Origin of the sequence: Nocardioides sp. WS12 (assembly GCF_014108865.1) — a bacterium.
Classification (GTDB): domain Bacteria; phylum Actinomycetota; class Actinomycetes; order Propionibacteriales; family Nocardioidaceae; genus Nocardioides.
The window spans coordinates 3,606,524-3,632,435 of sequence record NZ_CP053928.1 but is presented as its reverse complement, the minus strand read 5'-3'; the positions used below and the strand labels follow the sequence as shown (position 1 = coordinate 3,632,435).

General features: G+C 64.3%; 17 protein-coding genes and 1 riboswitch. Of the genes, 8 read left to right on the top strand and 9 right to left on the bottom strand.

Going from position 1 to position 25,912, the window contains the following annotated elements; genetic code table 11:
• Positions 1-42: 42 nt before the first annotated feature.
• The 6 genes from HRC28_RS17620 to HRC28_RS17595 all read right to left on the bottom strand — a co-directional run bounded on the left by HRC28_RS17620 (position 43) and on the right by HRC28_RS17595 (position 7,538).
• Positions 43-1,614, bottom strand: a complete 1,572-nt coding sequence (locus HRC28_RS17620) for an allophanate hydrolase (RefSeq protein WP_182376748.1) — start codon at positions 1,612-1,614, stop codon at positions 43-45.
• Positions 1,611-3,581 (bottom strand): 5-oxoprolinase/urea amidolyase family protein, encoded by a 1,971-nt coding sequence (locus tag HRC28_RS17615; protein WP_182376747.1) that lies wholly within the window; start codon positions 3,579-3,581, stop codon positions 1,611-1,613. Before HRC28_RS17615 ends, HRC28_RS17620 begins: the two co-directional genes overlap by 4 nt.
• On the bottom strand, positions 3,578-4,201 hold the full coding sequence (locus tag HRC28_RS17610) for an urea amidolyase associated protein UAAP2 (protein ID WP_182376746.1): 624 nt from the start codon (positions 4,199-4,201) through the stop codon (positions 3,578-3,580). The genes HRC28_RS17615 and HRC28_RS17610 overlap by 4 nt, the downstream gene beginning before the upstream one ends.
• The gene (locus HRC28_RS17605; RefSeq protein ID WP_182376745.1) at positions 4,198-4,899 is read right to left on the bottom strand and encodes a DUF1989 domain-containing protein; all 702 of its coding nucleotides are present in this window, start codon (positions 4,897-4,899) and stop codon (positions 4,198-4,200) included. Before HRC28_RS17605 ends, HRC28_RS17610 begins: the two co-directional genes overlap by 4 nt.
• Positions 4,896-6,458 (bottom strand): amino acid permease, encoded by a 1,563-nt coding sequence (locus HRC28_RS17600; RefSeq protein WP_182376744.1) that lies wholly within the window; start codon positions 6,456-6,458, stop codon positions 4,896-4,898. The genes HRC28_RS17605 and HRC28_RS17600 overlap by 4 nt, the downstream gene beginning before the upstream one ends.
• 52 nt (positions 6,459-6,510) lie before the next feature.
• Positions 6,511-6,621: riboswitch (guanidine-I (ykkC/yxkD leader) on the bottom strand.
• 434 nt (positions 6,622-7,055) lie between these two features.
• Positions 7,056-7,538, bottom strand: a complete 483-nt coding sequence (locus HRC28_RS17595) for a hypothetical protein (RefSeq protein ID WP_182376743.1) — start codon at positions 7,536-7,538, stop codon at positions 7,056-7,058.
• 266 nt (positions 7,539-7,804) lie between these two features.
• On the opposite strand from HRC28_RS17595, the gene HRC28_RS17590 reads away from it, so the two are divergent.
• Positions 7,805-8,599, top strand: coding sequence for a hypothetical protein (locus HRC28_RS17590; protein ID WP_182376742.1), 795 nt, complete (start codon positions 7,805-7,807; stop codon positions 8,597-8,599).
• Between the two features lie 302 nt (positions 8,600-8,901).
• Here the strand turns inward: HRC28_RS17590 and HRC28_RS17585 are convergent, their stop codons facing one another.
• Positions 8,902-9,978, bottom strand: a complete 1,077-nt coding sequence (locus HRC28_RS17585; protein WP_182376741.1) for a hypothetical protein — start codon at positions 9,976-9,978, stop codon at positions 8,902-8,904.
• 318 nt (positions 9,979-10,296) lie between these two features.
• Here HRC28_RS17585 and HRC28_RS17580 point away from each other — a divergent pair, with 318 nt between their 5' ends.
• The 6 genes from HRC28_RS17580 (at position 10,297) to HRC28_RS17555 (ending at position 19,417) form a co-directional block, all read left to right on the top strand.
• Positions 10,297-11,796, top strand: a complete 1,500-nt coding sequence (locus HRC28_RS17580; protein WP_237111547.1) for a class I SAM-dependent DNA methyltransferase — start codon at positions 10,297-10,299, stop codon at positions 11,794-11,796.
• The gene (locus tag HRC28_RS17575; RefSeq protein ID WP_182376740.1) at positions 11,793-12,938 is read left to right on the top strand and encodes a restriction endonuclease subunit S; all 1,146 of its coding nucleotides are present in this window, start codon (positions 11,793-11,795) and stop codon (positions 12,936-12,938) included. The genes HRC28_RS17580 and HRC28_RS17575 overlap by 4 nt, the downstream gene beginning before the upstream one ends.
• Before the next feature lie 21 nt (positions 12,939-12,959).
• Positions 12,960-14,024 (top strand): endonuclease NucS, encoded by a 1,065-nt coding sequence (locus tag HRC28_RS17570; protein ID WP_237111546.1) that lies wholly within the window; start codon positions 12,960-12,962, stop codon positions 14,022-14,024.
• A 9-nt stretch (positions 14,025-14,033) separates the two neighbouring features.
• Entirely contained in the window at positions 14,034-17,399 is a 3,366-nt protein-coding gene (locus tag HRC28_RS17565) for a DEAD/DEAH box helicase family protein (RefSeq protein WP_182376738.1), read from the top strand.
• Positions 17,400-17,597: 198 nt separating this feature from the next.
• Positions 17,598-18,344, top strand: a complete 747-nt coding sequence (locus HRC28_RS17560) for a hypothetical protein (RefSeq protein ID WP_182376737.1) — start codon at positions 17,598-17,600, stop codon at positions 18,342-18,344.
• Positions 18,345-18,619: 275 nt separating this feature from the next.
• Positions 18,620-19,417: a DUF2971 domain-containing protein gene (locus HRC28_RS17555; protein ID WP_182376736.1), complete on the top strand. Its 798-nt coding sequence runs from the start codon at positions 18,620-18,622 to the stop codon at positions 19,415-19,417.
• 102 nt (positions 19,418-19,519) lie between these two features.
• Here HRC28_RS17555 and HRC28_RS17550 read toward each other — a convergent pair whose 3' ends face one another.
• Both HRC28_RS17550 and HRC28_RS17545 read right to left on the bottom strand, forming a co-directional pair.
• Complete coding sequence (locus tag HRC28_RS17550) at positions 19,520-19,957, bottom strand: hypothetical protein (RefSeq protein WP_182376735.1); 438 nt, start codon at positions 19,955-19,957, stop codon at positions 19,520-19,522.
• Complete coding sequence (locus tag HRC28_RS17545; RefSeq protein WP_182376734.1) at positions 19,954-21,147, bottom strand: hypothetical protein; 1,194 nt, start codon at positions 21,145-21,147, stop codon at positions 19,954-19,956. The genes HRC28_RS17550 and HRC28_RS17545 overlap by 4 nt, the downstream gene beginning before the upstream one ends.
• 304 nt (positions 21,148-21,451) lie before the next feature.
• On the opposite strand from HRC28_RS17545, the gene HRC28_RS17540 reads away from it, so the two are divergent.
• Positions 21,452-25,498, top strand: a complete 4,047-nt coding sequence (locus HRC28_RS17540; RefSeq protein WP_182376733.1) for a hypothetical protein — start codon at positions 21,452-21,454, stop codon at positions 25,496-25,498.
• Positions 25,499-25,912: the final 414 nt, after the last annotated feature.

The window sequence follows — 25,912 nt, the reverse complement described above, 5'->3', positions numbered from 1 at the left end:
GCGGACGGGGGCACCAGGCGGCTGGCCGTCGCGCGGGCACCCCTACGCGGGAGCCCGGGCGTCCAGCCAAGCCCGCCAGCCGCCGTACGCCGTGATCTCACGGTCGGGGTCGACACCGTCGGCGGTGCAGACGAACCCGAGCACCTGGCTGCCGTCGGCGAGCTCGACAGGACCGATCGCGAGAGGTGGTGCGATGGTTCCCATGAAGCCCGCCAGTGCGTCCGCGGGCAGGCGCCACACCTCGACCTCGATGCCCTCGCCGGCTGGCTTGCCGTCCGTGCGGGTGAGGCCGGGGCGGGGGAGCGGGCCGTCGACGACGTACATCCGGTAGTCGGTGGCGGTCCGGGTCGTGGTGACCAGGCTGCCGCCGCGGCGGACGAGATCGGCGTTGAGGGGTTGTCCGGTCAGGTGGGCGCCGGCCACGGCGACCAAGGTGCCTTCCCGTTGCTCGACCCGGTGCTCGACGAGGTCGAGCAGGGCGTTGTCGCAACCGGCAGGAGCCAGCAGTTGTACGCCGAACGGCAGCCCGTCACTCCGCACCGGACCGGGGAACGCCACGGCGCACAGGTCGAGCAGGTTGGTCATGTTGGTGAACTGGCCGAGCCGCGTGTTCACGCCGATCGGGTCGGCCGCGACCTCCGCGAGAGTCGGATGGGTGGCCGTGACCGGGAGCAGCAGCGCGTCGATCTGCTCCCAGATCGGCTCGGCGTCGCGCGCCAGCTCCGCGAGCCGGTGGAAGCCCGCGAAGGCGTCCGCTGCGCTGAGGTCGCGGCCCTTCGTCACGATGGTGCGGACCGTCGGGTCGACGGCCGGATCGTCGATGAGCGCTGCGCCGAAGGCCAGCCAGCGCTCGGCCAGCCACGGGCCCGAGTAGAGCAACGCAGCCGCTTCGAGGAGGGGTGAGATGTCCACCCCCACGGCGCCGTCAGTCTCGGCGATGGCTTGTGCCCACGCCTCCTGGTGCAGCGGATCGAGGTCCAGCCGGTTGGTCGGGATGCCGATCCGGGGCCTGTCGCCGAACGCGCGTGGGGTGATCCTTCGCGCGTAGGCGTCGGCTGGATCGAAGACGGCGATCTGGTCGAGGACCTTCCTCGCGAGGGGCAGGGAGCGCGCGAGGACCGTCGTACAATCCAGGGACCGGCAGGCCGGGACCACCCCGGTGGTGGAGACCAGGCCGCGCGTGGGCTTGACGCCGATCAGCCCGTTGAACGCCGCCGGGACCCTGCCGCTGCCGGCGGTGTCGGTGCCCAGGGCGAAGTCGACTTCCCCGGACGCGACGGCCACGGCGCTGCCCGAGCTGGAGCCTCCGCTGATGTGCTCGTCGGAGTAGACCGAGCTGCAGGCGCCGTACGGCGAACGCGTGCCGACCAGTCCGGTGGCGTACTGGTCGAGGTTGGTCTTCCCGACCGGCACGGCACCCGCCTCGATCAGCCGCTGCACGGCGAAGGCGCTGGCCACCGCTGGCGCCGAACGGCGCGGATCCCCAGCGGTGGTGGGGATTCCGACCAGGTCGATGTTGTCCTTGATGGCGAAGCGAAGGTCCGCCAACGGCCCCGGCCGGCCCTCGAAGGCCGCAACCTGTGCGGCCGACAATCGCGAGATGAAGGTCGTCATGACACCCACCGCTGCCTTTCTGCATCGAAGGCTGCGCGTCGTTGCGCGCGCAGCGTGGCGATCTCTCCGGCGGCCTCGGCCTCCAACTGGTTGACCTCGGCCATCGAGAAGGTCGCGGGCCGGGTCACCAGGTCGGCGCGACCGGCCTTGATGTCGGCGCGTTGGTGCGCGAGTTCGTCAGCACTGACCGGGTGGAAGCGGATCCGGTCGAACTGGCGGAGCAGCCACGGTTGCTCGTCGCGTTGCTCCTCGGCGAGTCCGGGCAGCCGCCAGACCGGCAGTGTGCGGCCGACCAGTTGGTAGCCGCCCGGCCCCTCCATGCCGTAGATGCAGAGGTAGATCCCGCCGATGCCCACGGCGTTCTGCGGGGTCCACGTGCGGGCTGGGTTGTACTTCGTGGTGACCAGTCGGTGCCGTGGATCGATGGGTACGGCGACGGGCGCTCCGAGGTAGACGTCGCCCAACCCCACGACGAGGTACGTCGCGGCGGCCACCACGTCGAAGACGTCTGCACGATCCGTCAGGTCGTTGACCCGGCGGATGAACTCGACGTTGTCGGGACACCACGGGGCGTCCGGTCGGACCGTCGCTGCGTAGCGGCGCATCGCCTCGTGGGCTTCGGGGTGGTCGAACGCCATCGGGAGCGAGACCTCGCGCGCGGGGATCGTCACGGTGGCCGGATCGGCCAGCCCGCCCGCCAGGACCGCCAGGTGCTTGGCCAGGGTGTCGAGCCCGAGTCGGGCGTCGTCGACCTGGACCAGCAGCGACCGGACGCCTTCCACGATCTCGGTCACGCCGTCGGGACGGTCGCTGCGCAGGGCCTGGGCCAGGAGGTGGATCCAGACCCGGATCCGCAGGTCGAGCTCGGCTGGTCCTGCTTCGACGAGCAGGTGCCGGTCGCCCGACCTGCGGATCGTGTACGACGGCGCGGTGCCGTCGGCGTCGTACGACTGCAGTTCGAGGGGGCGTGCAGCCGGTGCCGCCTTCGTCTCCTGCACGGGCTGCGAGTGGAGCGACGCGAGCAGTGCCCGACGGTGCTGCATCGCCTCGGCGGCGTCCTCCGGTGTCGTGGGGACCAACCGCACGGAGTCGCCGGGCCGCAGCTGTCCGAGGATCCACCGATCGGCGCCGATCACCACGGCCGGTACGACGAAGCCGCCGAGCGACGGGCCGTCCTTGCCGACGATCACCGGGGTGTCGCCGGACAGCATGATCCCGCCCACGGGGTACGCCGAGTCGTGCAGGTTCGACGGGTGCAGGCCGGCCTCGCCGCCGTCCTCGCGGGCCCAGCCGGGCGTCGGGCCGACCAGCCGCACACCGGTCCGGTCGACGCGGTGGTCGACCGTCCAGGTCTCACCGAAGAGGGCTTCCACGCCTTCGAAGGTGAGGTGGGTCGGTGCGCCGTGCGGCCCCGGGATCACCCGGAGTGCCCAGTCAGATGCCAGGTCGGGGAGGAGGGCCGAGACGTCGGCAGGTGCCGACTGGTTGCCCAGCCGTCCCAGCGGAACGGCGTCTCCGTCCACCAGCGGGCGGCCCTCGAGACCGCCGAAGCCGCCGAGGATGAAGGTCGCCCGGCTGCCCAGCACGCGGGGTACGTCGAGTCCGCCCTGCACGGCGACGTAGCCGCGGAAGCCGGGACCGTCGAGCGGACCCACGTCGAGGACCGAGCCCGCGCGCAGCCAGACGACCGTGCCGGGGGGCAACGGGCGCCCGTCGATCGTGGCCTGCGTGGCAGCGCCTCCGACGCACACCTGCCGATCGGTCGAGACTGTGAGGACCGGCCCGCGCACGACACATTCCAGGCCAGCGGCACTCCACGAGTTGCCGACCGCCGCGTTCACCAGGGCGAAGCTGAACTCGTCGAAGGCCCCGGACGGCGGGACGCCGACGTCCCACAGGCCAGTGCGGCCTTCGAGGTCCTGGATCGTGGTCTGGATGCCGGCGCTGATGACGGACAGGCCGCTCACGACTCCCACCACCCGAGCAGCTGCACCGCGGTCGGGTCCCAGCCGTTGCAGGGGTTGTTGAGCTGCGGGCAGTTGCTGATCAGCACCAGGATGTCGCGGCTGGCGACGATTTCGACGTACTTCCCAGGAGCGGAGACGCCGTCCTCGAAGTTGAGGTTCCCCAGGGAATCGACAGGCACGTTCATGAAGAAGTTGATGTTGTGCCCGAGCTGCCGCTGCCCGATGCCGGCCGCGGCGCCGTACGCCAGGAAGGTCTGGCGACACGCGTGCTGGTGGCGCACGTGTTCGCCGTACCGGATGACGTTGGACTCCTGCGCGCACGCGCCGCCGATGGTGTCGTGGCGACCACAGGTGTCGTCGCTGATCACGGCGAGCTCGTCGAGCCTGGTGCTCAGGAGCCGCGAGCCGGTGGTCAGGTAGACCGCACCCTGCTCACGGATCGTGTCGAAGGCGGAGTAGCGGTTGTCGATGTCGTCGGCGTCGTAGAGCAACGTGTCGACGGCCTGGTTGCCGTGGGTGTCGACGATGCGCAGCCGGCCGCCCGCGGGGACCCGGATGAGTGCGCCGTCGCCGGCCTGGACGACCGTGTCGAGCACGGTCGCCTGGAGTGTCGTGGTCATGCCGCGAGCCTCCTGGCCTGCTCGAGGGCGCGGGCGCTCTCGTCACGGAACTGCCAGCTCGGATCGTCGGAAGTGACGGGCTCCGCGATGGCGACGTCGATCCGGACTCCGGCGGGCGCGTACGGCGTCGTCGACAGCGGATGCGGCGCCGTCGCCAAGACGAGCAGTACGTCGACCTCGGTGCGGAGCGTGACCGTGTCGCCCTCGTGGGAGACACCGGTCAGCAGGCCGAGCGTCCCGTGGGGGTCATCGGTGATGCCGACCTTGCTGAAGAAGTTCACGCTGCCGTGCAGGTCGGCCTCGCCGAGCCCGTGCTTGGTCAGCTCGCTGACCAGGCCGGTGCGGGCGGAGCGCTTCCAGTCGTTGCGGTCCACGGCGTATGACGACGGGCCGAACCTCGCCAGGTGCGCATCGGACCCGAACCCGGTCAGGCAGTCGTGCCAGTCGAGGCTGGAGGAGACGACCGATGCGAGGGCGACCCCGCGGTCGGACATCAACACCATCGGGGCCTTGATGCACGCCGACATCTGCGCCTTGAGGGTGTCGGGGACGTTCAACCGGTCGAGCCGATCGGGTCCGAACAGCAGGGTGCTCACGCAGGCGTCATCGCCCAGCGCCGTGAGCGTCACCAGACGCCCGGCACGGATCGGGAACGACCAGGCCGCGCCACCGGGGACCTCATGGGTGAAGTCGCTCATGCCTCCTCCTCCGCGGTCCGCAGGCCCGGGAGGGCGAACGAGAAGGACGGGACGGGCTCGCCGAGGCTGCGGTGGTAGTCCTTGCGCTGGACGAAGTACGCCGCCATGCCGCCCAGACCGACCACGGCGAGCGTGATCAGCGGCAGGTAGTGCAGGTACCAGCCCTCGCCGGCGGGGTCGTAGACCTCCGCGCGCGGCATCGCCAGGTTGATCGCCATGGCGATCCCGTAGACGACCGCGATGGCGTTGACGAGGATGCCGAACCGTCCGAGCGAGAAGAGCTTCTTGCCGTTCTCGTCGAGGCCGTCGAGCAGGGGAGTGCCGGTCAGGCGGCGGTAGAGCAGCGGCGTCGTCACGAGCAGGTAGGCGATGTAGAGCAGCATGATGCAGACACTCGCCAGGCCGAGGAAGAGACCGGCGTTGCCGACGTTGACCACGAGGCAGAGGGCAGCGAGGACACCGGGCACGACGGTGGCGAGCACGGGGGTGCCCGTCTTCGCGGAGACCTTCGCGAGCTGCTTGGAGTAGGGCAGCACGTTGTCGCGGGCCATCGAGTAGATCATCCGGGCGGCGGCCGTCTGGATGGCGAGCGTGCACACGAAGACGGCGACGGCGACGTCGAGCAGCAGGAGCTTGCCGGTCGTCGTACCGAGCTGGCTGGTCAGGACGTAGGGGAGACCTCCCAGGCCGAGGTTGCCGTCGGTGACGCTGGGTGCGGCCATCAGCGCGGCGATGATCAGGAACGCGCCACCGAGTCCGGAGGCGACGACCGCGCGAATGATCGTGCGCGGCGTGGTCGCCCGCGGCTTGTGGGTCTCCTCAGAGAGCTCACCAGCGGCGTCGAAGCCGACGAGCACGTACGCCGCCATCAGCGCCGAGATCAACAGCGGGACGACGTAGCCGGTGGTGTTGTCGAGGTTGGTCGTGTGGAGGACGACCGACGGTCCGCGCTCGGCGTGGCCGAACAGGAGGATCACCAGCAGGACGATGCCGACCAGCTCACAGGTCACACCGACCGAGTTGACGATCGCGGTGATCCGGACGCTGACCGCGTTGAGGGTCGTGGTGGCCGCGAGCAGGATGACGCCGAGGAGTACGGCGTTGCTGGCGCCCGACTTCGACGACAGCGTCGGGTCGCTGCCGATGATCTGGAAGCCGCTCCACACCGCGGGGAGCACGACCTGGAGCGCGATGGCCGCAGCAGCCACGGTGATGATCTGCGCGATCACCATCGTCCAACCGGCGAACCAGCCGACGATCGATCCGCCGAGCCGTCGCGACCACTGGTAGATCGCGCCGGACAGGGGATAGCGCGCCGCGAGCTCGGCGAAGCAGAGGGCGACCATGAGCTGACCGGCGAAGACAGCGGGCCAGGTCCAGAAGAACGCCGTACCGCCGAAGCTGAAGCCGAGGCCGAACAGCTGGAACACGGTGGTCAGGATCGAGACGAACGAGAAGCCGGCAGCGAACGACGCATAGCTGCCGACGCGACGGGAGAGCTGTTGGGTGTAGCCGAAAGTGCCGAGATCTACGGCGCTTGAGTCGGGAGATGTGGACACTGTGCCTCCGATGGGTAGGCCCAGAACGCGCACGGCAGCTCGGGGCCAGTCGGCCTCCCGGGCTTTTGTCCCGCCGTGGAACGGTCGTACATCTCTGTGCGACCGCCTCCCCTCTCGGACCAGGCCCTCCGTTGCCGGAGACGGAACCCTAGGGGCGCCCCGCCGATGTCAGCGGGTCGAGAACAGTTCAGACGGCCGTGGTTTCACCGCGGCACTTGTCGAGTAACGGTTCTGTTTCCAGTCGCTCACGTCGGGCTCGGTGTGGCCGTCCTTCGGCAGGAGGTGCCGAGCGCATGGCGATCGCTGGTGACTTGAGCGTGTCGCTTCCACCTCGGTTCTGATGAAGGGGCGACGGACCACGACGACGAGAACGTGCGCCACTTTGCGGCGGAAAGACGCAACTGTCGGCCGGCAACTCGCGAACGGTCGGGCGGTCCTAACGCTCGGCCTGTGGCGGTTGAGCAGCGGTCCATTTGGACCGACTTCACCAACCGGTCGAGGGCAGCTTTGCCCTCGCTCAGAGGTTCGCGTCCTTGGTGTCAGTCGAGTTCAAGCACGATCTCGCCGTATTTCGTCAGGCCCGGCGCATACTCGCAGTCAAGATGTTGCCAGCGGGTGTTTCGACCTCTCGATCCAGCCAGAGACATGCGCCTCGGTAAATCCGATCCGCATGGCCGCTACGACCACCGCTGGCGCGATGTTGTAGATCGCGACTTTGATCTGGTCATGTGCTTCGGAGACGAAGGCAGTCACCTTCGCCCGTCCGTCGGGTGATTGGAAGTCACTGCCGTGCTCGCGCATCAGTCGATGGACGACCTTGTCGCGATACCCCAGTGCGTCGTTGCAGAGCGCCTCGATCGCTTCCGTGATGAGTCCCTGCTTCCGTGCATTCGTAAGGTGTGCTCGCGCGCGAGTCCGGTCCTCGATCCGGGCCAGTTGTTCCTCCTCGGTCGTACTCCGACCATTCTTAACGTCATCGAAGAGGAGGAGGTACTTCAGGCCCTCTTCCAAGCGCTGCGACTCGAATACGACCCTGCCGACCATGTATACGGTGGCATCTGGGACGAACGATTCATCCATTCGGCAAGACTTGCATGGACCGTCGGGCAGCCGCAGACGATCAGGGTCCCTTCGGTCGATCGATCGAGTGGATAACGCGGGGATAGGACGCATGAGTGGCCTGGTCGACCTGTATCGAACACTTGGGGCTGCGGATCTCGGTCGGACATACGAGAGGTGTCGTGGCCGCTCGCGTGGACTGGCGCTTTGAAAGCGTTGCCCGTCCGAATCCGGCACGGCTACGTTGTTGACGCGGGGGAGGGGTCCTCGATCCCAGGAGAAATGTCATGGCCGACGAGCTGAGCGTGACCATCGAACCAGCGGGTGCGGAACTCGATCTGGTGCCCGGAGAGACGCAGACCCTACTGGCCAAAGCAACGCTGGCGGGTGCAACGTTTGCCTGGACCCGCAACGCCGGCGAACCAACGCCGGGGCCCTCGATCCAGGTTTCCGGATCCGAGTCGGGCATTGGGCAGTACGAGGTGACAGCCACAGTTGCGACCGGTGCAACCACTCGCACAGCGAAGGCCGCCGTTCACGTGAAACTCGCTCCCGAGGAAAAGCCCGCTTTGTGGTTTCCAGACTTTGCACGCTGGTCTGCGGCAGTGATTGCGGGCTTGGTGGTGGTCTTGTCTCTACCTGCCTATGTCATCGCGTGGCGCGCTGCATTCGGCAAGGACACCGGGACACAGGTGGTGGCGATGTTCCTCGTCCTTCCTGGTCTGTTGGCGCTGGGAGCTGGGATCTTTGTGCTCTTACTCGACTACCGAGGCCGAATGCTGAAGCCTTCACAGCTCGGGCCAGCGGGACGAGCCATCACGGCTGATGGTGCCGCCAAGGTCCTTCAAGCGCTCGCATTGGCGCTGAACACCATGAGCAAGGCCACACGCGGCGCCACGGTGTTGGTCGTCGCCGCCGTTGCGATCTTCGGGTTCGCTGCGTGGGCCGCGGTCGGTGGTGACGGACCAGCCAAGCCGTCCGACGATCCCACGACACCCGCGCCGAGCACGTCGACGACGCCTACCGAGGGAACTTCGACATCTCCGTCGCCGGGTCAGCCAACGAGTTCTGGAGGCAACTAGTCTCGCCAACCGAGGGGTCTACTGCTCGAAGGGGTGACCGTTCTGCTTCGTTACCCGTGAAGCCGTGTCGCGGCGGAATGGGCTGATATAGGTCGGCCGGCACCGATTCGTGCAGCAGACGCATGAGTTGAGGGAGTGGCTTCGGCTGCCAATGAGCTGCGGCGTTGGCGAGCGCTGTCTGCTTACACCGCTGCGCAACGGGAGCGATTCGACGAGAGCCCCCGCATACTTCGCAGCGTGCGGGCAGAGGCGTCAGAAGCCGACTCGTCGACCGGCGAAGGCGATCCGCATCGCGGGTGGGTCTAGCCGAACAGCGAAACGAGGCCTAACTCGCCGTCCTCGAACTTGAGGGCCGCGCGGAGCCGGACCTTTCGCCCCATGTGCTTGAACTCGATCATGGTGGCGAAGTTGGAGTAGCCCTTCTCCGAGTTCCACACCAAGTTGTAGATGTAGTTCGCGGCGATCTTCTCTTTGATCTTCGACGCTATCTCGTCCGCTGAGTGGCCGCTCAGACCAGCCTTCGCCAGACTGCCGCCTTTTTCGTCTTCTAAGTACTTGCGCTTTCCCTCATGGACGGAAAGCGGCAACGTTCGCGGGTCCGCCCAGATCCCCGTGACGGCCGCAAGCGAGAAGTGACCATCGTTGAATGCCGACCCAGAGAGCACGCTCTCGACCTTGTACCTCAAGAAGAGATCGAAGTAGAGGTCAGCGATTGAGCAGTACGAATATCCGTGCTCGGCGAACGGCCACCCAGCGGCATTCTCATTGGCGTCCTCGTCGGCGTCGAACGGATGCGAGTTCACGAAGACCGACCCAACCTTGACGTATCGCGTCCCGATGCAGGTCGACAGGATCGTCTTCGTCACCCCAGCGTACGTGCAGTCGACGTAGCCGATCGCGCCGCGGCTTGACCGAACGCCGTCAACAAGCCGATCGAAGCCGCCGTCGCTCAGGTTGGTGATGTAGACGACGTACAACTGCTGACTGACCGGGATCGACGTCTCACGCCAGAACTCGCCTTCGGCATTTAGCGCCGTGAGCAGGAAGTCCAGATCCTTGAAGATGATGTCTCCAGCCAGGATGCTGTGGTTCGACTTCCGATCCAGGTGCGGGAGTACGGCTTCTGCCGCTTCGCCGCCGTACCAGCCGTTCATAACGGTGGAGTCGAAGAGGAGGGCAAGCTCCCTCTTGTCTACCTGCGGCGTGAGCGCAGTACGCAACTTCGCATACTCCACCCCGCGATCACTGAGTTGCTTGATCGCCGTATCGAGAGCCATCGCAATCTCTCGCCGAATCTCTTCGCCCCGGCCCTCAGGATTCTGGAAGGTGACGTCGAGCATGGCGTTGTCGCGGGCCTCGACTGTGTGGATCGAGATCATCTGTTGGTTCCCCTTGCCCGCTGTCGCCCCTTGCCTCTGGCGAGTGTAGGTAGCGGCTAACCGGGCGCGCGAACGAGATTCCGGGTGCCCGTCCGGACTTTGTGCCTAGATCTGTCCCGACGTCGGCGACGCACCCTTGGCGCGGTTGCACGGTCCGCAGTGCAACTGGATGTTCTCGGGCTGATTGGTCTGACATGGCCGGCTCCACGGCGAGAATCTCCTCTGGCCCTGGGGCCGCCTTGCCTCCGCGTCTTTGTGTCGGGGCTTGGTGCGACGTTTCTCGGCTGGCCAGATGGTCTGTCCAGTAGGAGGTCTGCCATGTCGACCCACGATGACCCGTCCGTCACTAGGGTTAAGGACGTGATCACGGGAGAGTTGAAGAGCAAGATCGATCGAGTTTGGGATGCGTTCTGGTCCGGCGGCATTTCCAACCCGCTCGAGGTGATCGAACAGATCACGTATCTGCTCTTCATTCGCCGTCTCGATGACCTGCATGTCCTGGCGGAGAGAAAGGCTCGGGTCACCGGTGGAGAGCTTGAGGCTCCGGTGTTCCTCCCGGGTCAGCTGCACCTCCGGTGGAGTCGCTTCAAGAATGACGACCCCGCTGTGATGCACAGGGTGGTGGCCGAGGAGGTCTTCCCGTTCCTTCGGGCCGCTGGTGGGGACGATTCGACTTACAGCGACCACATGAAGGACGCCCGGTTCACGATCCCGACGCCGGCCTTGCTAAGCAAGGTTGTCGACATGCTCGACGACATCCCGATGGCCGACCGAGACACCAACGGAGACCTGTATGAGTACCTGTTGTCGAAGATCGCGGCCGCCGGCGTCAACGGACAGTTCCGCACGCCGCGCCACATCATCGACCTGATGGTCCAGATGACAGCGCCGACCCCTGGGGACGAGATCTGTGACCCGGCCTGCGGTACGGCGGGCTTCCTTGTCGCGGCCAGCGAATACGTCCGCGACACCCACCCGACGGCCCTCACCGATGCCACCCAGCGCTCGCACTTCCACAGCTCGATGTTCCACGGCTATGACTTTGACTCCACCATGCTGCGTATCGGCAGCATGAACATGCTGCTCCACGGCATCGAGGCACCCGACATCCGCTACCGCGACTCCCTCTCTGAGGGCGCCAGCGAGGATGCGGAGAGGTACACGCTGATCTTGGCCAACCCGCCGTTCGCCGGCTCCCTCGACTATGAAGCTACGTCGAAGGACCTGCAGCGGGTAGTGAAGACGAAGAAGACCGAACTCCTATTCCTTGCGCTCTTCCTCAAGCTCCTCAAGCCCGGTGGCCGCGCTGCGGTGATCGTCCCCGAAGGTGTGCTTTTCGGATCGAGCGTTGCTCACAAGGCGCTGCGTAAGACTCTGGTTGAGGGACAGAAACTCGACGCCGTGGTGAAACTCCCCTCCGGCGTCTTTCGTCCGTACGCCGGTGTGTCTACCGCGATTCTGTTCTTCACTAAGACGGACTCCGGGGGTACCGACGACGTCTGGTTCCACGACGTCCAGGCTGACGGCTTTTCCTTGGACGACAAGCGCAACCCGGTTGACGCCAACGACCTCCCGGACGTACTTGCCCGGTGGCAGGACCTAGATGCTGAGAGGCAGCGCGCCCGCACCGAGCAGTCCTTCTTCGTTCCCAAGGTCGAGATCGTCGCCCAGAGTTACGATCTCTCGCTGAACCGCTATCGGGAGATCGTCCGTGACGACGTCGAGCACCGCTCGCCACTCGAGATCATCGCCGACATAGCGCTGTTGGAAGAAGAGCTCGCCGATGGCCTCGCTGGCCTGAAGGCGATGCTCTCGTGACCACGCTTGGCGACGTCATGGTCACTCGAGGGGGGTCGGTCAAGCCGAGCGACTTTCCCGATGAAGAGTTTGAGCTCTATAGCATCCCGGCGCACGACCGTGGCGGACCCGAAATAGCGCTTGGTGCCGAAATCGGCTCATCGAAGCAGATCGTGCAGCCGGGTGACGTGATGGTGTCCAAAATTATCCCCCACATCCGACGCGCGCGGGTTGTGGGCCAGTTGGCCGGGCGACGGCAGATCGCATCGGGAGAGTGGATCGTGTTTCGCGGCAGCGCATTCGATCCGGCCTACTTGCGGCACTTCTTGCTAAGCGACGGGTTCCACAGCCAATTTATGAACACCGTGGCTGGCGTCGGCGGTTCGCTCGTGCGAGCGCGGCCAGCTCACGTGAAGTCAATCGCCCTCCCCGTTCCGCCCCTTCCTGAGCAGCGCCGGCTCGCCGCGATCCTCGATCATGCCGACACCCTCCGTTCGAAGCGCGGCCAAGTTCTCGCCCGCGTCGACTCCCTCACTCAGTCGATCTTCCACGACATGTTCGGCGCCCAATCAACAGCTCAGCGGGTTGAGTTGAACCAAATGGCTTCGGTAGTCACAAAAGGAACGACGCCAACGACAGTTGGTCTGAACTTCTCCAAGGCTGGGGTGCCCTTCCTCCGGGCCCAAAACCTGCAACGCGGAACCGTCGCCTTCGCGAAGGATGATCTCTACATCCCTACTGCGGCGCACGAAACCCTGAAGCGGTCTTGGATTGAGCCTGGCGACCTCCTCATTTCGATCGCCGGCACCATCGGTCGCGTTGCATTGGTTCCCGCCGGTTCGATGACGATGAACTGCAACCAAGCGGTCGCAATTGTTCGCCTCAGATCGCCGGAAGTCGCGCCATGGCTCCTCGCATGGCTGAACTCGGCCGATGCAAAGGCCCAAATCGGTGCGTCAGCGGTCACTGCGACCATTTCCAACCTAAGTCTCGGCCAAATTCGTCAGCTGAAAGTTCCCGCGGTCTCCGACCATGCGGTCGAGGTCTTTGTTGAAAGATCTGCGGCGGTCTCGGCTAAGCAGGCCATCTTGGCAAAGGCAGTTTCAGCCACCGATGAACTCTTCGCCTCACTCCAGTCGCGCGCGTTCCGAGGGGAGCTTTGACTAGTGCCGGTTGAGATGAGGATGTGGCGCATCGATGGTGACGAGCCGCGCCCGTTGAAGGCCATGGTGCTGCCTGCAGAGAAGGAACTCCACCAGTTCCTGCTACGGGACCCGTCGCTGCTCGGCGTACGTCTGCTGGTCATTGGCAGCGAGGTTGCGACGCCATACGGGAAGCGTCTCGACCTGCTGGCTATCGACACCGACGGCAACCTTCACGTCTTGGAGCTCAAGCGCGACCGGACGCCGCGAGAGGTCGTTGCGCAGATTTTGGACTACGGCTCGTGGGTGTCGACGCTCTCGCGCGATGAAGTCATCGACATCGCCGACAAACACCTTGGCCAGCCGTTCGAAGCGGCCTTTGAGGATGTCTTCGGCAGCGCTCCGCCCGACGAGCTCAACGGCGAGCTCCAGTTGACGGTTGTCGCTTCGGATCTCGACAACAGCTCTGAACGCATTGTGAACTACCTACGCAGCTTTGGTGTCCCGGTTAACGCGGTCTTCTTCTCCTACCTAGAAGATGACGAGCGCAAGTACCTCGCCCGGTCCTGGCTCGCGGCGTCCGATGAAGGCAGTCCGGCGGCAACGTCATCGGCGAAGAAGGGCAAGCGGGCGGCCTGGAACGGATTGGACTGGTACGTCTCGTATGGCGGTAACCGGCCTTGGGAGGACGCCCAGACGTATGGCTTCATCGCCGCCGGAGGCGGGAAGTTCTACTCGCAGACGATGAGGACCCTCCCCGAGGGTGCTCGCGTATGGGTCAACGTCCCCGGCACCGGATACGTCGCTGTTGGCAAGACACTCGCCCCCGCACGCCGGTGGGCAGAAGCCCTCGTCAAGGTCGGCGACGACTGGGTGAGGCTGTCTGAGCAGGATCTTGTCGGCACGCCGCACCCGCACTTCGATGACGCCGACGATGACATGGCTGAGTGGGTCGTTCCGGTTGAGTGGCTGGATGCCCGTCCCGAGACGGAGGCCTACTGGCAGAAGGGCATGTTCGCTAGCCAGCACAGTGCCTGCAAACTGCGTCAGGAGTTCACCCTGGAGCGCCTCGCCGATCATTTCGGCATTGAGAACAAGGGCGAGTGACCGGCCACCATGGGCAACTTCGACTTCGTCCGGCAGACGCTGCCGTCATTGCACGACGACTGTGGCCGGGCCGAGTCCTATCTTGCGTCTGATCCCCGCTCGGCATGCTTCTACAGCCGTCGCGCCGTTGAGGAGCTCGTCGGACACCTATACGACCTCCTCTCGTTGCCGGTGCCCTACCAGCCGGACCTGGCTGCGCGGATCAACGCTGCCGAGTTCAAGGCCAGGACCGGGACCGGGATCAACCAGAAGCTGAACCTGATCCGCAAGCTGGGCAACACCGCTGTCCACGAAGTTCGCCCGATCCCACCCCAGGCCGCGCTTCAGGTCCTTCGCGAACTGCACCACGTGGTGGTGTGGGCCGCGTTCCACCACTCCGCCGACCCCGGTGCCGTACCGACGAAGGCCCTGTTCGACCCGGCCCTCGCCGTGAAGGCGGTGCCGCTGTCGCGCGACGATCTGGTGAAGCTCGCAGCGAAGTTCAAGGCACAAGACGACGCTCTGACGAAGGCGCTGGCCGACAAGGACGAACTTGCCGCCGCCAAGGACGCCGAGATCGCCAAACTGCGTGCACAGATCAAGGCCGCACAGGCAGCGAAGACCGCGGTCGATGACCACGAGTACTCCGAGGCCCAGACCCGCGACCTGTTCATCGACGTCCTTCTCGGCGAAGCAGGCTGGGCGTTGGCTGAACCCCGCGACCGCGAGTTCGAAGTTGCCGGCATGCCGAACAACCAGGGCAAGGGGTATGTCGACTACGTTCTTTGGGGCGAGGACGGCCTCCCGTTGGCGGTGGTGGAGGCCAAGCGCACCACCCGCTCAGCCCAGGAGGGCCAGCAGCAGGCCAAGCTTTACGCCGACTGCCTCGAGCATCAGTTCGGACGCCGCCCAGTCATCTTCTACACGAACGGCTACGAACACTGGCTGTGGGACGACGCCGCCGGGTACCCGCCGCGCGAGGTGCAGGGCTTCTACACCCGGGCCGAACTCGAACTGCTCCTCCAGCGCCGCCACACCCGCCTGCCGCTGGTCACCGTTGGCATCGACACCGACATCGCCGGACGCCACTACCAACAGCGCGCCATCCGGGCGATCGACGAGGCGTTCACGAAGAAGCAACGCGAGGCTCTACTCGTGATGGCGACCGGGTCTGGGAAGACCCGCATGACGATCGCGCTCGTCGACCAGCTGATGAAGGCCAACTGGGCCAAGCGCGTCCTGTTCCTCGCCGACCGCACCGCCCTGGTCACCCAGGCCACCAACGCCTTCAAGGCCCACCTGCCCGCAGCAACTACCGTGAACCTGTTGACCGACAAGGTGGCCGATGGGCGGGTCTACGTCTCGACGTACCCGACGATGATGAACCTCATCGGCGACACCGACGGCGGTCTGCGCAAGTTCGGGCCTGGCTACTTCGACCTCATCGTGATCGATGAAGCCCACCGCTCGGTCTACCAGAAGTACGGCGCGATCTTCTCCTGGTTCGACTCACTCCTCGTCGGGCTCACGGCCACCCCCAAGGACGAGGTCGACCACAACACCTACCGCCTCTTCCATCTCGAGGATGGCGTCCCCACCGACGCCTACACCCTCGACGAGGCGGTGAGCGAGGGCTACCTCGTTCCACCTGTGGGTGTCTCGGTCGGCACCAAGTTCCTGCGCCACGGCATCAAATACGCCGACCTGTCCGAGGACGAGAAGGACGAGTGGGACAGCCTCGACTGGGGCGAGAACGGACCACCGGACGCAGTGGACTCAGAGGAACTCAACCGGTTCCTCTTTAACATCGACACCGTGGACAAGGTCCTGGCCACGGTGATGGACAAGGGCTACAAGGTCGCCGGCGGCGACCGGCTGGCCAAGACCATCATCTTCGCCAAGAACCGCGACCACGCCCAGTTCATCGCTGACCGGTACGACGCCCAGTACCGCGACAAAGCTGGCCACTTCGCCCGCGTCATCACACACGGCATGTCCTATGCACAGAGCCTGATCGACGACTTCTCCATCGCCGACAAAGACCCGAACATCGCGATCAGCGTCGACATGCTCGACACCGGCATCGACGTCCCCGAAGTCGCCAACCTCGTGTTTTTCAAGATGGTCCGCTCGAAGTCGAAGTTCTGGCAGATGATCGGCCGGGGCACCCGACTGGCCCCGGACCTGTTCGGCCCCGGCGTGGACAAGAAGAACTTCCTGGTCTTCGACTTCTGCGGCAACCTCGAGTACTTCAGCCAGGACCTCCCCGGCTCCGAAGGCTCTAACCAGAAGTCCCTCAACCAGCGACTCTTCGAAACCCGCCTCGCCCTGGTCGCCGCACTGGACCACGTCGACCAGGAACCCGAGCTTCGCCACTCGACCGCCAACACACTGCACGAGTACGTCGCGGGCATGAACCTCGAGAACTTCCTCGTCCGCCCCCACCGACGCTGGGTCGAGAAGTACGCCGACCAGAAGGCATGGGGCTCCCTGACCCCCGAGGCCGCCGCAGAGGTTCTCGAATACCTCGCGGGCCTGCCGTCCACCGTCAAGGACGACGAAGAGACCGCCAAACGCTTCGACGTACTGGTCCTGCGCCGCCAACTCGCCCAACTCGAGGGCGACGCGCTGGCCGCTGAACGGATCCGCGCCACCATCCAGGACATCGCGCACGGCTTGCTCACCAAGACTGCCATTCCTTCGGTCGCGGCCCAGGCTGAACGACTCGAAGAGGTCGCCAGCGATGAGTGGTGGGTCGATGTGACCCTGCCGATGCTGGAACTGGTCCGCCTTCGCCTCCGAGGCCTGGTCCAGTTCCTCGACAAGGCCCAGAAGACGACCGTCTACACCGACTTCAAGGACGAACTCGGCGAAGAGATCTACGTCGACCTGCCCGGTGCGACACCGGGCACCAACATGGAACGCTTCCGCGCCAAGGCCGCGTCGTACCTCAAGGAACACGAGGACCACGTCGCGCTGCACCGACTGCGCCGCAACAAGCAACTCACCCCCGACGACCTCCAGGCGCTGGAGGAGATACTGCTGGCCAGCGGCGCCGGAGCAAAGGTCGACATCGTCTGGGCCTCCGAGCAGTCCGGCGGCCTTGGACTGTTCATCCGCGGACTCGTCGGCCTAGACCGTGCCGCGGCCGCCGAAGCCTTCGGCGCCTACCTCGATGAAGGGAACGCCACGGCCGATCAGATCCGCTTTATCAAACTGATCATCGACGAGCTCGCCACCAACGGTGTCGTTGAACCGGGCCGCCTCTACGAGTCGCCCTACACCGACCACGCCCCGACCGGGCCAGACTTCGTCTTCCCTGAAGCCGACGTGGACGTCATCGTCGACATTCTCCGCGGCGTCAAAGGCCACGCCGTGCCGACCGAGGTTGCCTGACCTACCGCCTGACACATGTTGTGAGCCCACAGATTGGGGCTGGGGTGCGCCCGATCGCGGCGGAAAGACGCATCCAGCATGTTCGATGCGAGCACAGCTTCGCGGTCGCTACAAATCCGTCGCGGCAGCGCGATTTCGCCCGTTCGACCACCAACACGGGTGGGACCTGCCAAAGTCGCGCTGACCAAAGGAGTTGGTGTGAACGACGCTGTGCCACCTGGTGCCGGACGAGTAATAGCGAGTCGAACAGGTTTGAGGGCCACTCTTCAGCGGTGGTGGGCTGGTGGGCCCCTTGACGACGATTTTGGACGGATCGCGGCTCTTCTTGATCTTCGAACCGACACGCTCGTCCATGCGATGGAGAAGTTGGAGAACTCGGCTCCCAAGCGCTTCGACGGCGACGACGACGCGCTGTTTCGACTTGCCGCCGTCGACCTCTTCGTTGAGAAGGCACAGGCGGTTCTGACAGCGAGAGCACGGCGCATGTCACGAGCCGGCGCGCTTTCGTCACTCGTCGCTGTCGCAGCTTTGACCGGCCTTAGCGGATACATCGCGATCCAGGCCGCCCAGCCAGCGGAGCAGATTTCGCAGAACGAACTCATTCTTCACGTGGTTTCTGCGATCTCCTTGGGCGCGATCGTCCTCGTTGCGGTCAAGTACTTGATTGCCCTGGCGCGATCGTTCTTTCACGAGAGTGTGACGCTCCTGTCTCGGCGCCACGCTCTCCGCTTCGGGCGGATGTATCTCTACCTCAATCCGGGCGACGTGGAGCTGCAGCACCTCCTGGACGCGTTCGACTGGAACCGCGGCGGAGAGTCCTCGTTCCTTGACATCAAACCAGGGGAGATCGGACAAACGCCGTACTCGACGCTCGCGAAGAGTCTCGGCGATGCGCTCGCCCATGCGATCGAGACTGCCAAGTCAGGCGGGAAGGACAAGGCCTAGTGAACAGGGCACGACGTCTGCCGCAATGCCCCCGCGAAGCTGCCGCTCTTGCGGCGGATTGGGTCAGGCCCAGGCTGACGCGAAGCAAACAGCGTTGTCACGCAAGCCGGTCCGTCCGGCTACTTACGAGGATAGAAGTCGAAGGCGGACGAGCTCGAGAGCGTCGGTGCACGACATACAAACAACCACGCCTCTTCCAGTGGCCTGATGGCTTGTGCGATGAGGGGCGCCGGAATGGGTCCGGGCCGGCGACATGCCCCGCTACGGTGGAGATTGTGATTGATCGGGAACACCCCTCCTTCGATGTCCCTGCGGATGACGTTGTTATCTGGCGGTACATGGACCTCGCCCGCTTCATGTCGCTGCTTCAAACAGGTTCGCTGTGGTTGGCGAGGCTGGACCTTCTTGGCGATCCTCACGAGGGTGCGTTCAGCTACCCAACGGTCCAGGCTCGAGAGGTGTGGGTTGACTCATTCCTTGCCCTAGCCAGGAGTAACGGCGCAGTTGCGGGGCCGGGCCGCGAGGAGATGCTCGCTCAACTCGGAACGCGAAAGTCGACTTCGGTGAGCGTCAACTGCTGGCACATGAACCCCAATGAGTCAGCGGCAATGTGGCGCATCTATCAGCAGGAGGGTAGAGGCGTCGCGGTTCGGTCGACGGTTGGGCGCCTTGACGCAGCGCTGCGCAATGACGAGAAACAGCCGCTCTATCTCGGCAAAGTTGAGTACATCAACTACGCGACGACTTTCATTCCTGACAGGAATGTGTTCGACCCCATCGTACGCAAGCGGCTCAGCTTCGAGTACGAGCGAGAGGTGCGGCTCGTCACAATGAGCCCCCCGACGTACGTTGCAAATACAAAGGACCCGGATGGCCCACCAGCGTGGGATTGGGAGGCTCCAGTGCCGCCAGGGGTATCGGTTCCCGTCGATCTGGAGATTCTTGTCGATACGGTGTATATAGCGCCGGACACGCAAGATTGGTTCGCTCAGGTCGTGAAGAACGTCGTGACGACGACTGACATCAGCTGCCAAGTCATTCGAAGTTCGATGGATGACTCACCGCTGTTCTAGGAGGTCTGTGTAGGCGGGCCATGTTGTTGTCGGTTGGGCAGGTGCCGAGGGATCCGGGACTGTTGCGGCACAATGACGCGGCCGGTCCACCCGGCTCGTCTGTCAGCTCATCTCATCGACGAGTACGGCGAGTTCGTCGGGCTTGATGGTTGCAACCCCATGTCGAGCTGCCGCTTCCTCGACGGCGCCATCATTGGTGACGATCACCCAGTGGTCGCTGAACAACGCATCCTCGTCGGCCGTAATCGCATCGAGTGCGGATGCGATGAGTCCTGGGTCGGCTGTGCCCTTGTTCCTGTACAGATCGACCAGGCCAATGTCGCCGACTTCGACGCTCGCCATCACGGTCCGAACATTTTCCAGCACTGCGGGCGTGAGCGGGTACGCTCCCGCTTTCAGTTGGCTGAGGTGGGGGTGTTCGCTCGCCTCGTGCAGGACGTCGGTCGTTACCTGGCAGTGGGCACGGAAGAAGGCGCTGGCAACGAAGTCACGCTTCAGCGCGATGAGGGCGTTGTTATCGACGAGGTAACGGGTGCTCATCCGACCGCCGCCCGGAAGTCGCTGATCTGAGATGCAGCGAGCTTATTGAAGAACATCACCCGCCGGAACTCGGCCCGGTTCACATGCTTGGCATCGAGGAGCCCGAGCATTCGGCGTGAGCATTCGGTCCCGTTGTATTTGAGTAGTGCCTTGACTGGAGCGGGGCTCTGCATGACGGTCTTGGGTCGATGGTTGTATTCCTCCTCGAGCTCGTCCATGAAGGCGACGAACTCGTCTCGCTCGATGCAGCGCAGGTGCCGGGCGCGCATCGCGACGGCGCTGGGTGTGACTTTGAATTTCATCGCCGCTTCTTTCACAGCGTCGAGGTCCGGGAACGTCATGTCTCTCAGTTCGATCCGGGGCATGAGGATTTCGCCGGCTATCTCGTGCGCGCGAGGGTAGTGCTCATCCTTCGTGTGGCCGTCGTAGTTGACTGGCGTGAAGGTCTCCTGGCCAATGAGCACGGTGAGAAGCACCAGCGTGAACAGCCGTCGGCCCGCCGGCTCGAGGTGGTCTCCTTCGTTGCCGCTGGCGAGGAAGATGAACGGGACTCGCTTGTCTTTGATGGTCATGCCGCTGAACTTGGCTCGCGGTGGCATCTCCTGCGGCATGTGGTGCTGGGCGCTGCGTGAGACAAGGACTTGCTTGGCCTCCAGTCGGCTGATGAGAAGGTCAACCGCCGCCTCCTTGGTTCTCGCCGCCCTGATCTCGGGAAGACTCAGCCCCACGACATTGAGCAGTCGAGTGGCGTCTTCATCCACGGAGCGCCTTGACTTCTTCACCACCCCGACCAGCGTGTTGGGTCCCAGCGTGGGGTCATAGCGGCGCAACATCTGCTGCTTGCGCATCAAGTCCTTGATGATGAGTTCGACATCGCAGAGCTCAACCTTGTGACGCGCGTGCATCGAGAACGACTGCTTGGTGAATCCAGCCATCAGTTTCTCGGTCTTCATCCGCACCTGCTCCTCGACGACATCAAGGGGAGCGAAGAACAGCGGGTATGGGATCTGGGCCTGGTTGGCGAGTTTGAGGAACGTCTTGAATGGCATCGATCGTCCGTCCAGGGCCTTGCGAATGTCGGCGTAGCTGGCAACGACGGAGTTGTGGAAGAGGGAGACGAAGACGTCCCGATCGATGGGTACACGGACCCCATTGAGCACGACCACGACTGCCGTCGACGATGCTGTCATTCCACGTCCCTCCGAGTTCACTCGCACCGTAGGCCACAGCCGGCGCGGTCGTAGGACATTCGTGCAGGTCAAAGCCGGATCGGAACAAGCGCGCGGTTGTCGCGGCGGATCGGTGCGTTTGCTGCTGCCGTTGGACAGCCGCATTCGCAGTCGCTCCTTCGCCGTGCTGCCCTGAGGGCGCTGCCGCCAACACAGGGGGTGAGGCACCGCTACGAGTGATTGGCGCAGATGGATTCTCGGATCTGTTCCCGGGGCGGTGACCGGCAGATCTGGATGTGTCGGTGGACACCGTTACGGTCAGCGGGTGATCGAGACCCTCCTCGGCCAGACCGACACCGCGCGCGTTCTCGCCGCATCAGCCGCGCTGCAGATGGACCTGGAGAACGTGACCGAGCTTCTGATTCTGGAACGCCTTTCACTGTTCGCTGCCCGGCAGCCAACCGCGCCGGGCAAGGTGCTCTCATCATCCACGATCCGCCGCCTACTCAAGGCTGACGAGGTCGGAGGTGAATACATACTGTTGCAACTGGATCCCTACGAGGGTTTCCCGGTCGGCGAGGTCCTGGTCCCGCCGTCGCGCTATTTGGCGCTCAACGGGTTGGCATCCGAATCGGCTTCGATAGCCGATCGGCTATTGCGGGCGGTGTTCGCGCAGTCCGAAGTGCAGTTTCCCGCGATCTTTCAGCAACGTGTCAGGTGCGCGGCACGCTTCATTCTCTCGCTCAGCGACACGCTTTGTGGTCGCTTCGAACGGTCACTGGCTGAGGAGGCGCCGCCGTTGACACGATCTGTGAACGTTCCCGGGGCTTCTACTCTCGCTCGGCAGTCTGAGTTGGTGATCTTCGATCCGGAGGAGTTGTTCGGCTCCTACCCTGACCATCAGGCCAGATTCCTCGCATCTTGCTTCGTTCAAAGCCACGGAGAGACAGGCGCATTCGTTCGCCGTAGCACTGCAAACGACGAGCCCGCCAACGATCGGCTGAGTGCGCAGTCGAACCGTCCCGAGTGGCTTGAGAGCATGGCGACTAGCGACGATTCCCTGTATCCGTGGGAAACGGTTGGACCGGGCACGGATGGTCTCGTCGACAATGGACTCCTTGCGACACGCCCGTTGGTCTCGACCCACCTGGGCCTCGTTGTCGCCGCGCCCACCGCGCTGGCCGCATCCCTTCGCCACCTAGTCGTCACCGAGGCGCGTGAGCACGGGTGTCTCAATGATCTCGTCGCGGCCGTCAAGGCAATCAGCGTGTTGGATGTTCGCTTCTGGTTGGAGCCTCTCGCCGATGATTCATTGAAGGAGGTTGGCTGGAAGCAACCTCGAGGCGAGGGGTTCGCTCGCGATGCGGAACGCCATTGGCGTTCGCGCTTCGTTGCACCGTTCGATGGAGACAAGCTCATGGACGTACGCCTCGTTGTCGATGACCTGAGCGAGTACGACGAGCTGAGCATCTGGGGCCACGCTCAGACTCCGCCGATCGACGTAGACCCCGTCGAGCATCCGGCAGACAAGGTGCTGACCATCGATCTGCTGGTCAATCTGGGCCGAGATTGGGCATTCCTTGCAGAGCACTCCGAAAGCCCTGGCCTTCACAGCACGATCGACGAACTCAGGACTCTCGCCGCGGCGCCGGGTGTCGATTCGCTGGCACTTTGGTACTTCGCCAAGGCCTACCAGCGTCTGCACGAGCATGCCAACGTGACGGTCTTCTCGATCTTGGATCCGTTCAGCGTGTTTCGCGACTACCGCGAGAGCTTCTACCTCTCGGACGATGGTCTACCGACTCATGTCTCGCTTGGCGTGGGGACAGCACAAGACCTGCGTGCCGAAGTAGCACGAGAGGCCGGGCCGCCCTACGTGTTGTTTGACAAGGGGGTTGCCCGCGCGCTCGCTTGTCATGGTGACGCGAGCCCAATCTCAACGGTGCTGGCTGATGAGCGGGTGTGCATCGCCAGCATGAGTGGACGAACCGTTTGGACACGATGCCGGACACAGACTGCGGGCGCCACAGGGCGAAGCGAAGTTGTCGAGCTCGCCTCAGACGAGCGGCGTCGTGAGGACGAGACCCGGCCAAGAGTGCACGACAATGCGAATACGAATCATGTCGCGATCGCCGATACTCCAACGGAGCTCGAGAGTCACCTCGCTCAATCGATCGCGTACTGGCTGTGGCAGCTGAGTCTGGCCGCCCCCGATCTCTTTGACGCAATCCCGCGCGGCGTTGACCTCGTTGTCGACGCTGACCTAAGGATCGAGGACCTAAGGGTGTCCGTTGAGGGCGCGACGACACCGAGGGCCGACGCGGTGCTCGTGGGAGCGGCCGTCAAGGGTTGGGCCAAGCTGATCCGCGGTTCGTCGTCTACCTCCCCACTTGATGACAAGCCAGCGGTGGGCTTCACCTTGCGATTGCGACCGCCCGCGCAGACAGAGGATGGCGAACCGCCCAACGTCCGCGATCGCACGCTCGTCGGCGAGCTCATCGACGGGCTTTGCGCGCTTGCTGATGAGCCGCAGGAGCCGGTGGGGGGCATCGCGCAACCAGTCGTGTGGACCGCAGCGGAGAAGTGCCGACTCCTAGACGCTGTCGCTCCGCCTGGACACAAGCAACTGACGCACATGATTTCCTCAGACGATAACCCGCTGTACTGGCCAGGATGCCTCCCGCCCGCCCGGCGCGTCCGAGACGCAGCAGTGGCGATCGTGCTGGATCGGGTTGGCGAACATCTAGCCGAACTCGGCATCCCAGTCGGGCCGATCCCGAGCACGGAGCGAACCCGCTTCTTGAACCAGAACGTGACTGCATTCCTCATCGACTGGCTCACCTCGGAGATCGACCAACTGGACGCTGCGAGCGCCTTGCCTCGGTTCGCGATGCTTTGGGAGGCGCTCATACACGAGACCGCCACCGAAGCCAGGCAACTGCCATCGCGAATCGCCTGCTTTGGACAAGATGCGGGCAACATCAAGCAGATGCAGGAGCGGCGAAACAAGACTGCCGAGACAAGCATCGCACTCCGATTCTTGGTCGAACTTCTTTCGGCCAGGCGACCGCGCGGATCTACGCCACTGACGCGCGAGCGAACGGACCTCATGATCGCGCTCGCAGCTGAGATCATCAGCAAGGGACAGTTGTCTGACACGCTCCAATTCAACCTTGCCGATCACCAAGTCAGCCGACTGCCGTCCGGCAGACTCGGCATCGACTGGGACGACGAACACTACGGCCCAGCACGAGACGCGTTCAGCGAAGCGCTAGCGAGCGAGGCACTCACTGACGCCCGGCTGATTGCACAAGAAGACTGGCAGCCAGACTCGCACCTTCTCGACGACGCGCCGGCCTTCAGCAGTCCGCCCGTAGATGAAGCCGCGAGCGATCCCAGCGCTGTTGAGGTGCGTATCGCCGACGAGATGGACGAGTTGGCCAGGATTGAGTACGGGTTCAGTTACACCGATCTCGTCAACGCTTGCGCAGCGCTCATCGATGCCTCACGCAGGCTCGGCCAGGAAGACCTTGGCGTTCTGGAACATGCCGTGGCGGTCGAAGTCGTCAGGACGGCATTGGATACGGATGACACGAGCGCGATTCACTTGCTCGAAGCACTTTCCCTCAAGCCCATGGAGGACTATTGGGCTGCTCAGAGAGACGTTTTCCCATGGACCTTCAACCGCAACAGGTCCTATCTTCGCCAACCGCTCGTCTTCGCGCCTCTGACACGGATGTCGAATGGCGACGGCGACGGCGACGGCGACGCTACCCACCCCGACGCGATCCTGTTCGGCCATCGGAACGTCTTCCTCACGGCTCAACATTGGTATGAACGACACGCGACTGGCCGGTTGCGCGCACGAACCCAACCGATGAGAAGGGCCATCTCCGCCGCACTCAACGCCAAGGGCGACAGGTTCGAGATCATCGTTGAGAAGAGCGCCCGTGAAGCCGGCGCCGTTGCAGTCAGAAGGCGGTTCAGGCGTGCTGGCACCCTGAACCTTCGCAATGTTTACGGACAGGACCTCGGCGACGTCGACATCCTCGCTGTCAGCCAGTCCGGCGACGTCGTCGTGATCGAAGCTAAGGCACTCGAGGCCGCGCGAACGCCCCATGAGATGGCTAACGAAGCCAAGGGACTGATCGACGGCCCGAAGTCGGCGGTCGTCCGCGTCCAAGCGCGATCCGATGCCCTGAAGGAACACTGCCGCGAAGTCGAACGTGCGTTAGGCCTCGAGACGGATCCGGGCCGACGGTTCCGACCCCTGGTCGTGACCGACCAACGTCTGCTCGGTAGCTACCTAAACACGACGGATGTACCGATCATCATGCTTGACGACTTGAGCGCCTTCCTTAGCTCGACCTGACCTTCATTGGACACGTCCCGAAGTTCTCGCCGCCGCCGCCATCAATAGCCTTCGCGACTGTCTATACACCTGTGAGGTTCCAAAGCTTGTCGCTCTCAGCCGCATCGCCTGGCTTTCCTCGCTGTGGTCGACGGCCGCGATCAGTGTGCACTGAACCATTGCCCGCGCAGGGCATTGCGATGTGAGGACGCCATCAGTGCGAGTTTTCCGCAGCCGTCGGAGCGGAGACCACGTTGGTGCTTGGTCAGCGGATGGATTCGTAGTCTCCAACCCCAGCGCTGGTCAGCCGTCGGGTCGGCGGTACTCGTCGGGGGTCCTCGCTAGGGTCGGGTCTGCAACGGTCAGCGCCCTCGGGTCTTGGAACTCCACCAAGTCGATTGGGGCGTCTGCGTGGCCGACGGGTCGCACACCCAC

Coding starts and splice junctions, on each gene's coding strand:
- HRC28_RS17620 (WP_182376748.1), bottom strand. CDS start 1,614: ATGACGACCTTCATCTCGCGATTGTCGGCCGCACAGGTTGCGGCCTTC.
- HRC28_RS17610 (WP_182376746.1), bottom strand. CDS start 4,201: ATGACCACGACACTCCAGGCGACCGTGCTCGACACGGTCGTCCAGGCC.
- HRC28_RS17605 (WP_182376745.1), bottom strand. CDS start 4,899: ATGAGCGACTTCACCCATGAGGTCCCCGGTGGCGCGGCCTGGTCGTTC.
- HRC28_RS17595 (WP_182376743.1), bottom strand. CDS start 7,538: ATGGATGAATCGTTCGTCCCAGATGCCACCGTATACATGGTCGGCAGG.
- HRC28_RS17590 (WP_182376742.1), top strand. CDS start 7,805: ATGGCCGACGAGCTGAGCGTGACCATCGAACCAGCGGGTGCGGAACTC.
- HRC28_RS17585 (WP_182376741.1), bottom strand. CDS start 9,978: ATGATCTCGATCCACACAGTCGAGGCCCGCGACAACGCCATGCTCGAC.
- HRC28_RS17580 (WP_237111547.1), top strand. CDS start 10,297: ATGTCGACCCACGATGACCCGTCCGTCACTAGGGTTAAGGACGTGATC.
- HRC28_RS17570 (WP_237111546.1), top strand. CDS start 12,960: ATGTGGCGCATCGATGGTGACGAGCCGCGCCCGTTGAAGGCCATGGTG.
- HRC28_RS17565 (WP_182376738.1), top strand. CDS start 14,034: ATGGGCAACTTCGACTTCGTCCGGCAGACGCTGCCGTCATTGCACGAC.
- HRC28_RS17550 (WP_182376735.1), bottom strand. CDS start 19,957: ATGAGCACCCGTTACCTCGTCGATAACAACGCCCTCATCGCGCTGAAG.
- HRC28_RS17545 (WP_182376734.1), bottom strand. CDS start 21,147: ATGACAGCATCGTCGACGGCAGTCGTGGTCGTGCTCAATGGGGTCCGT.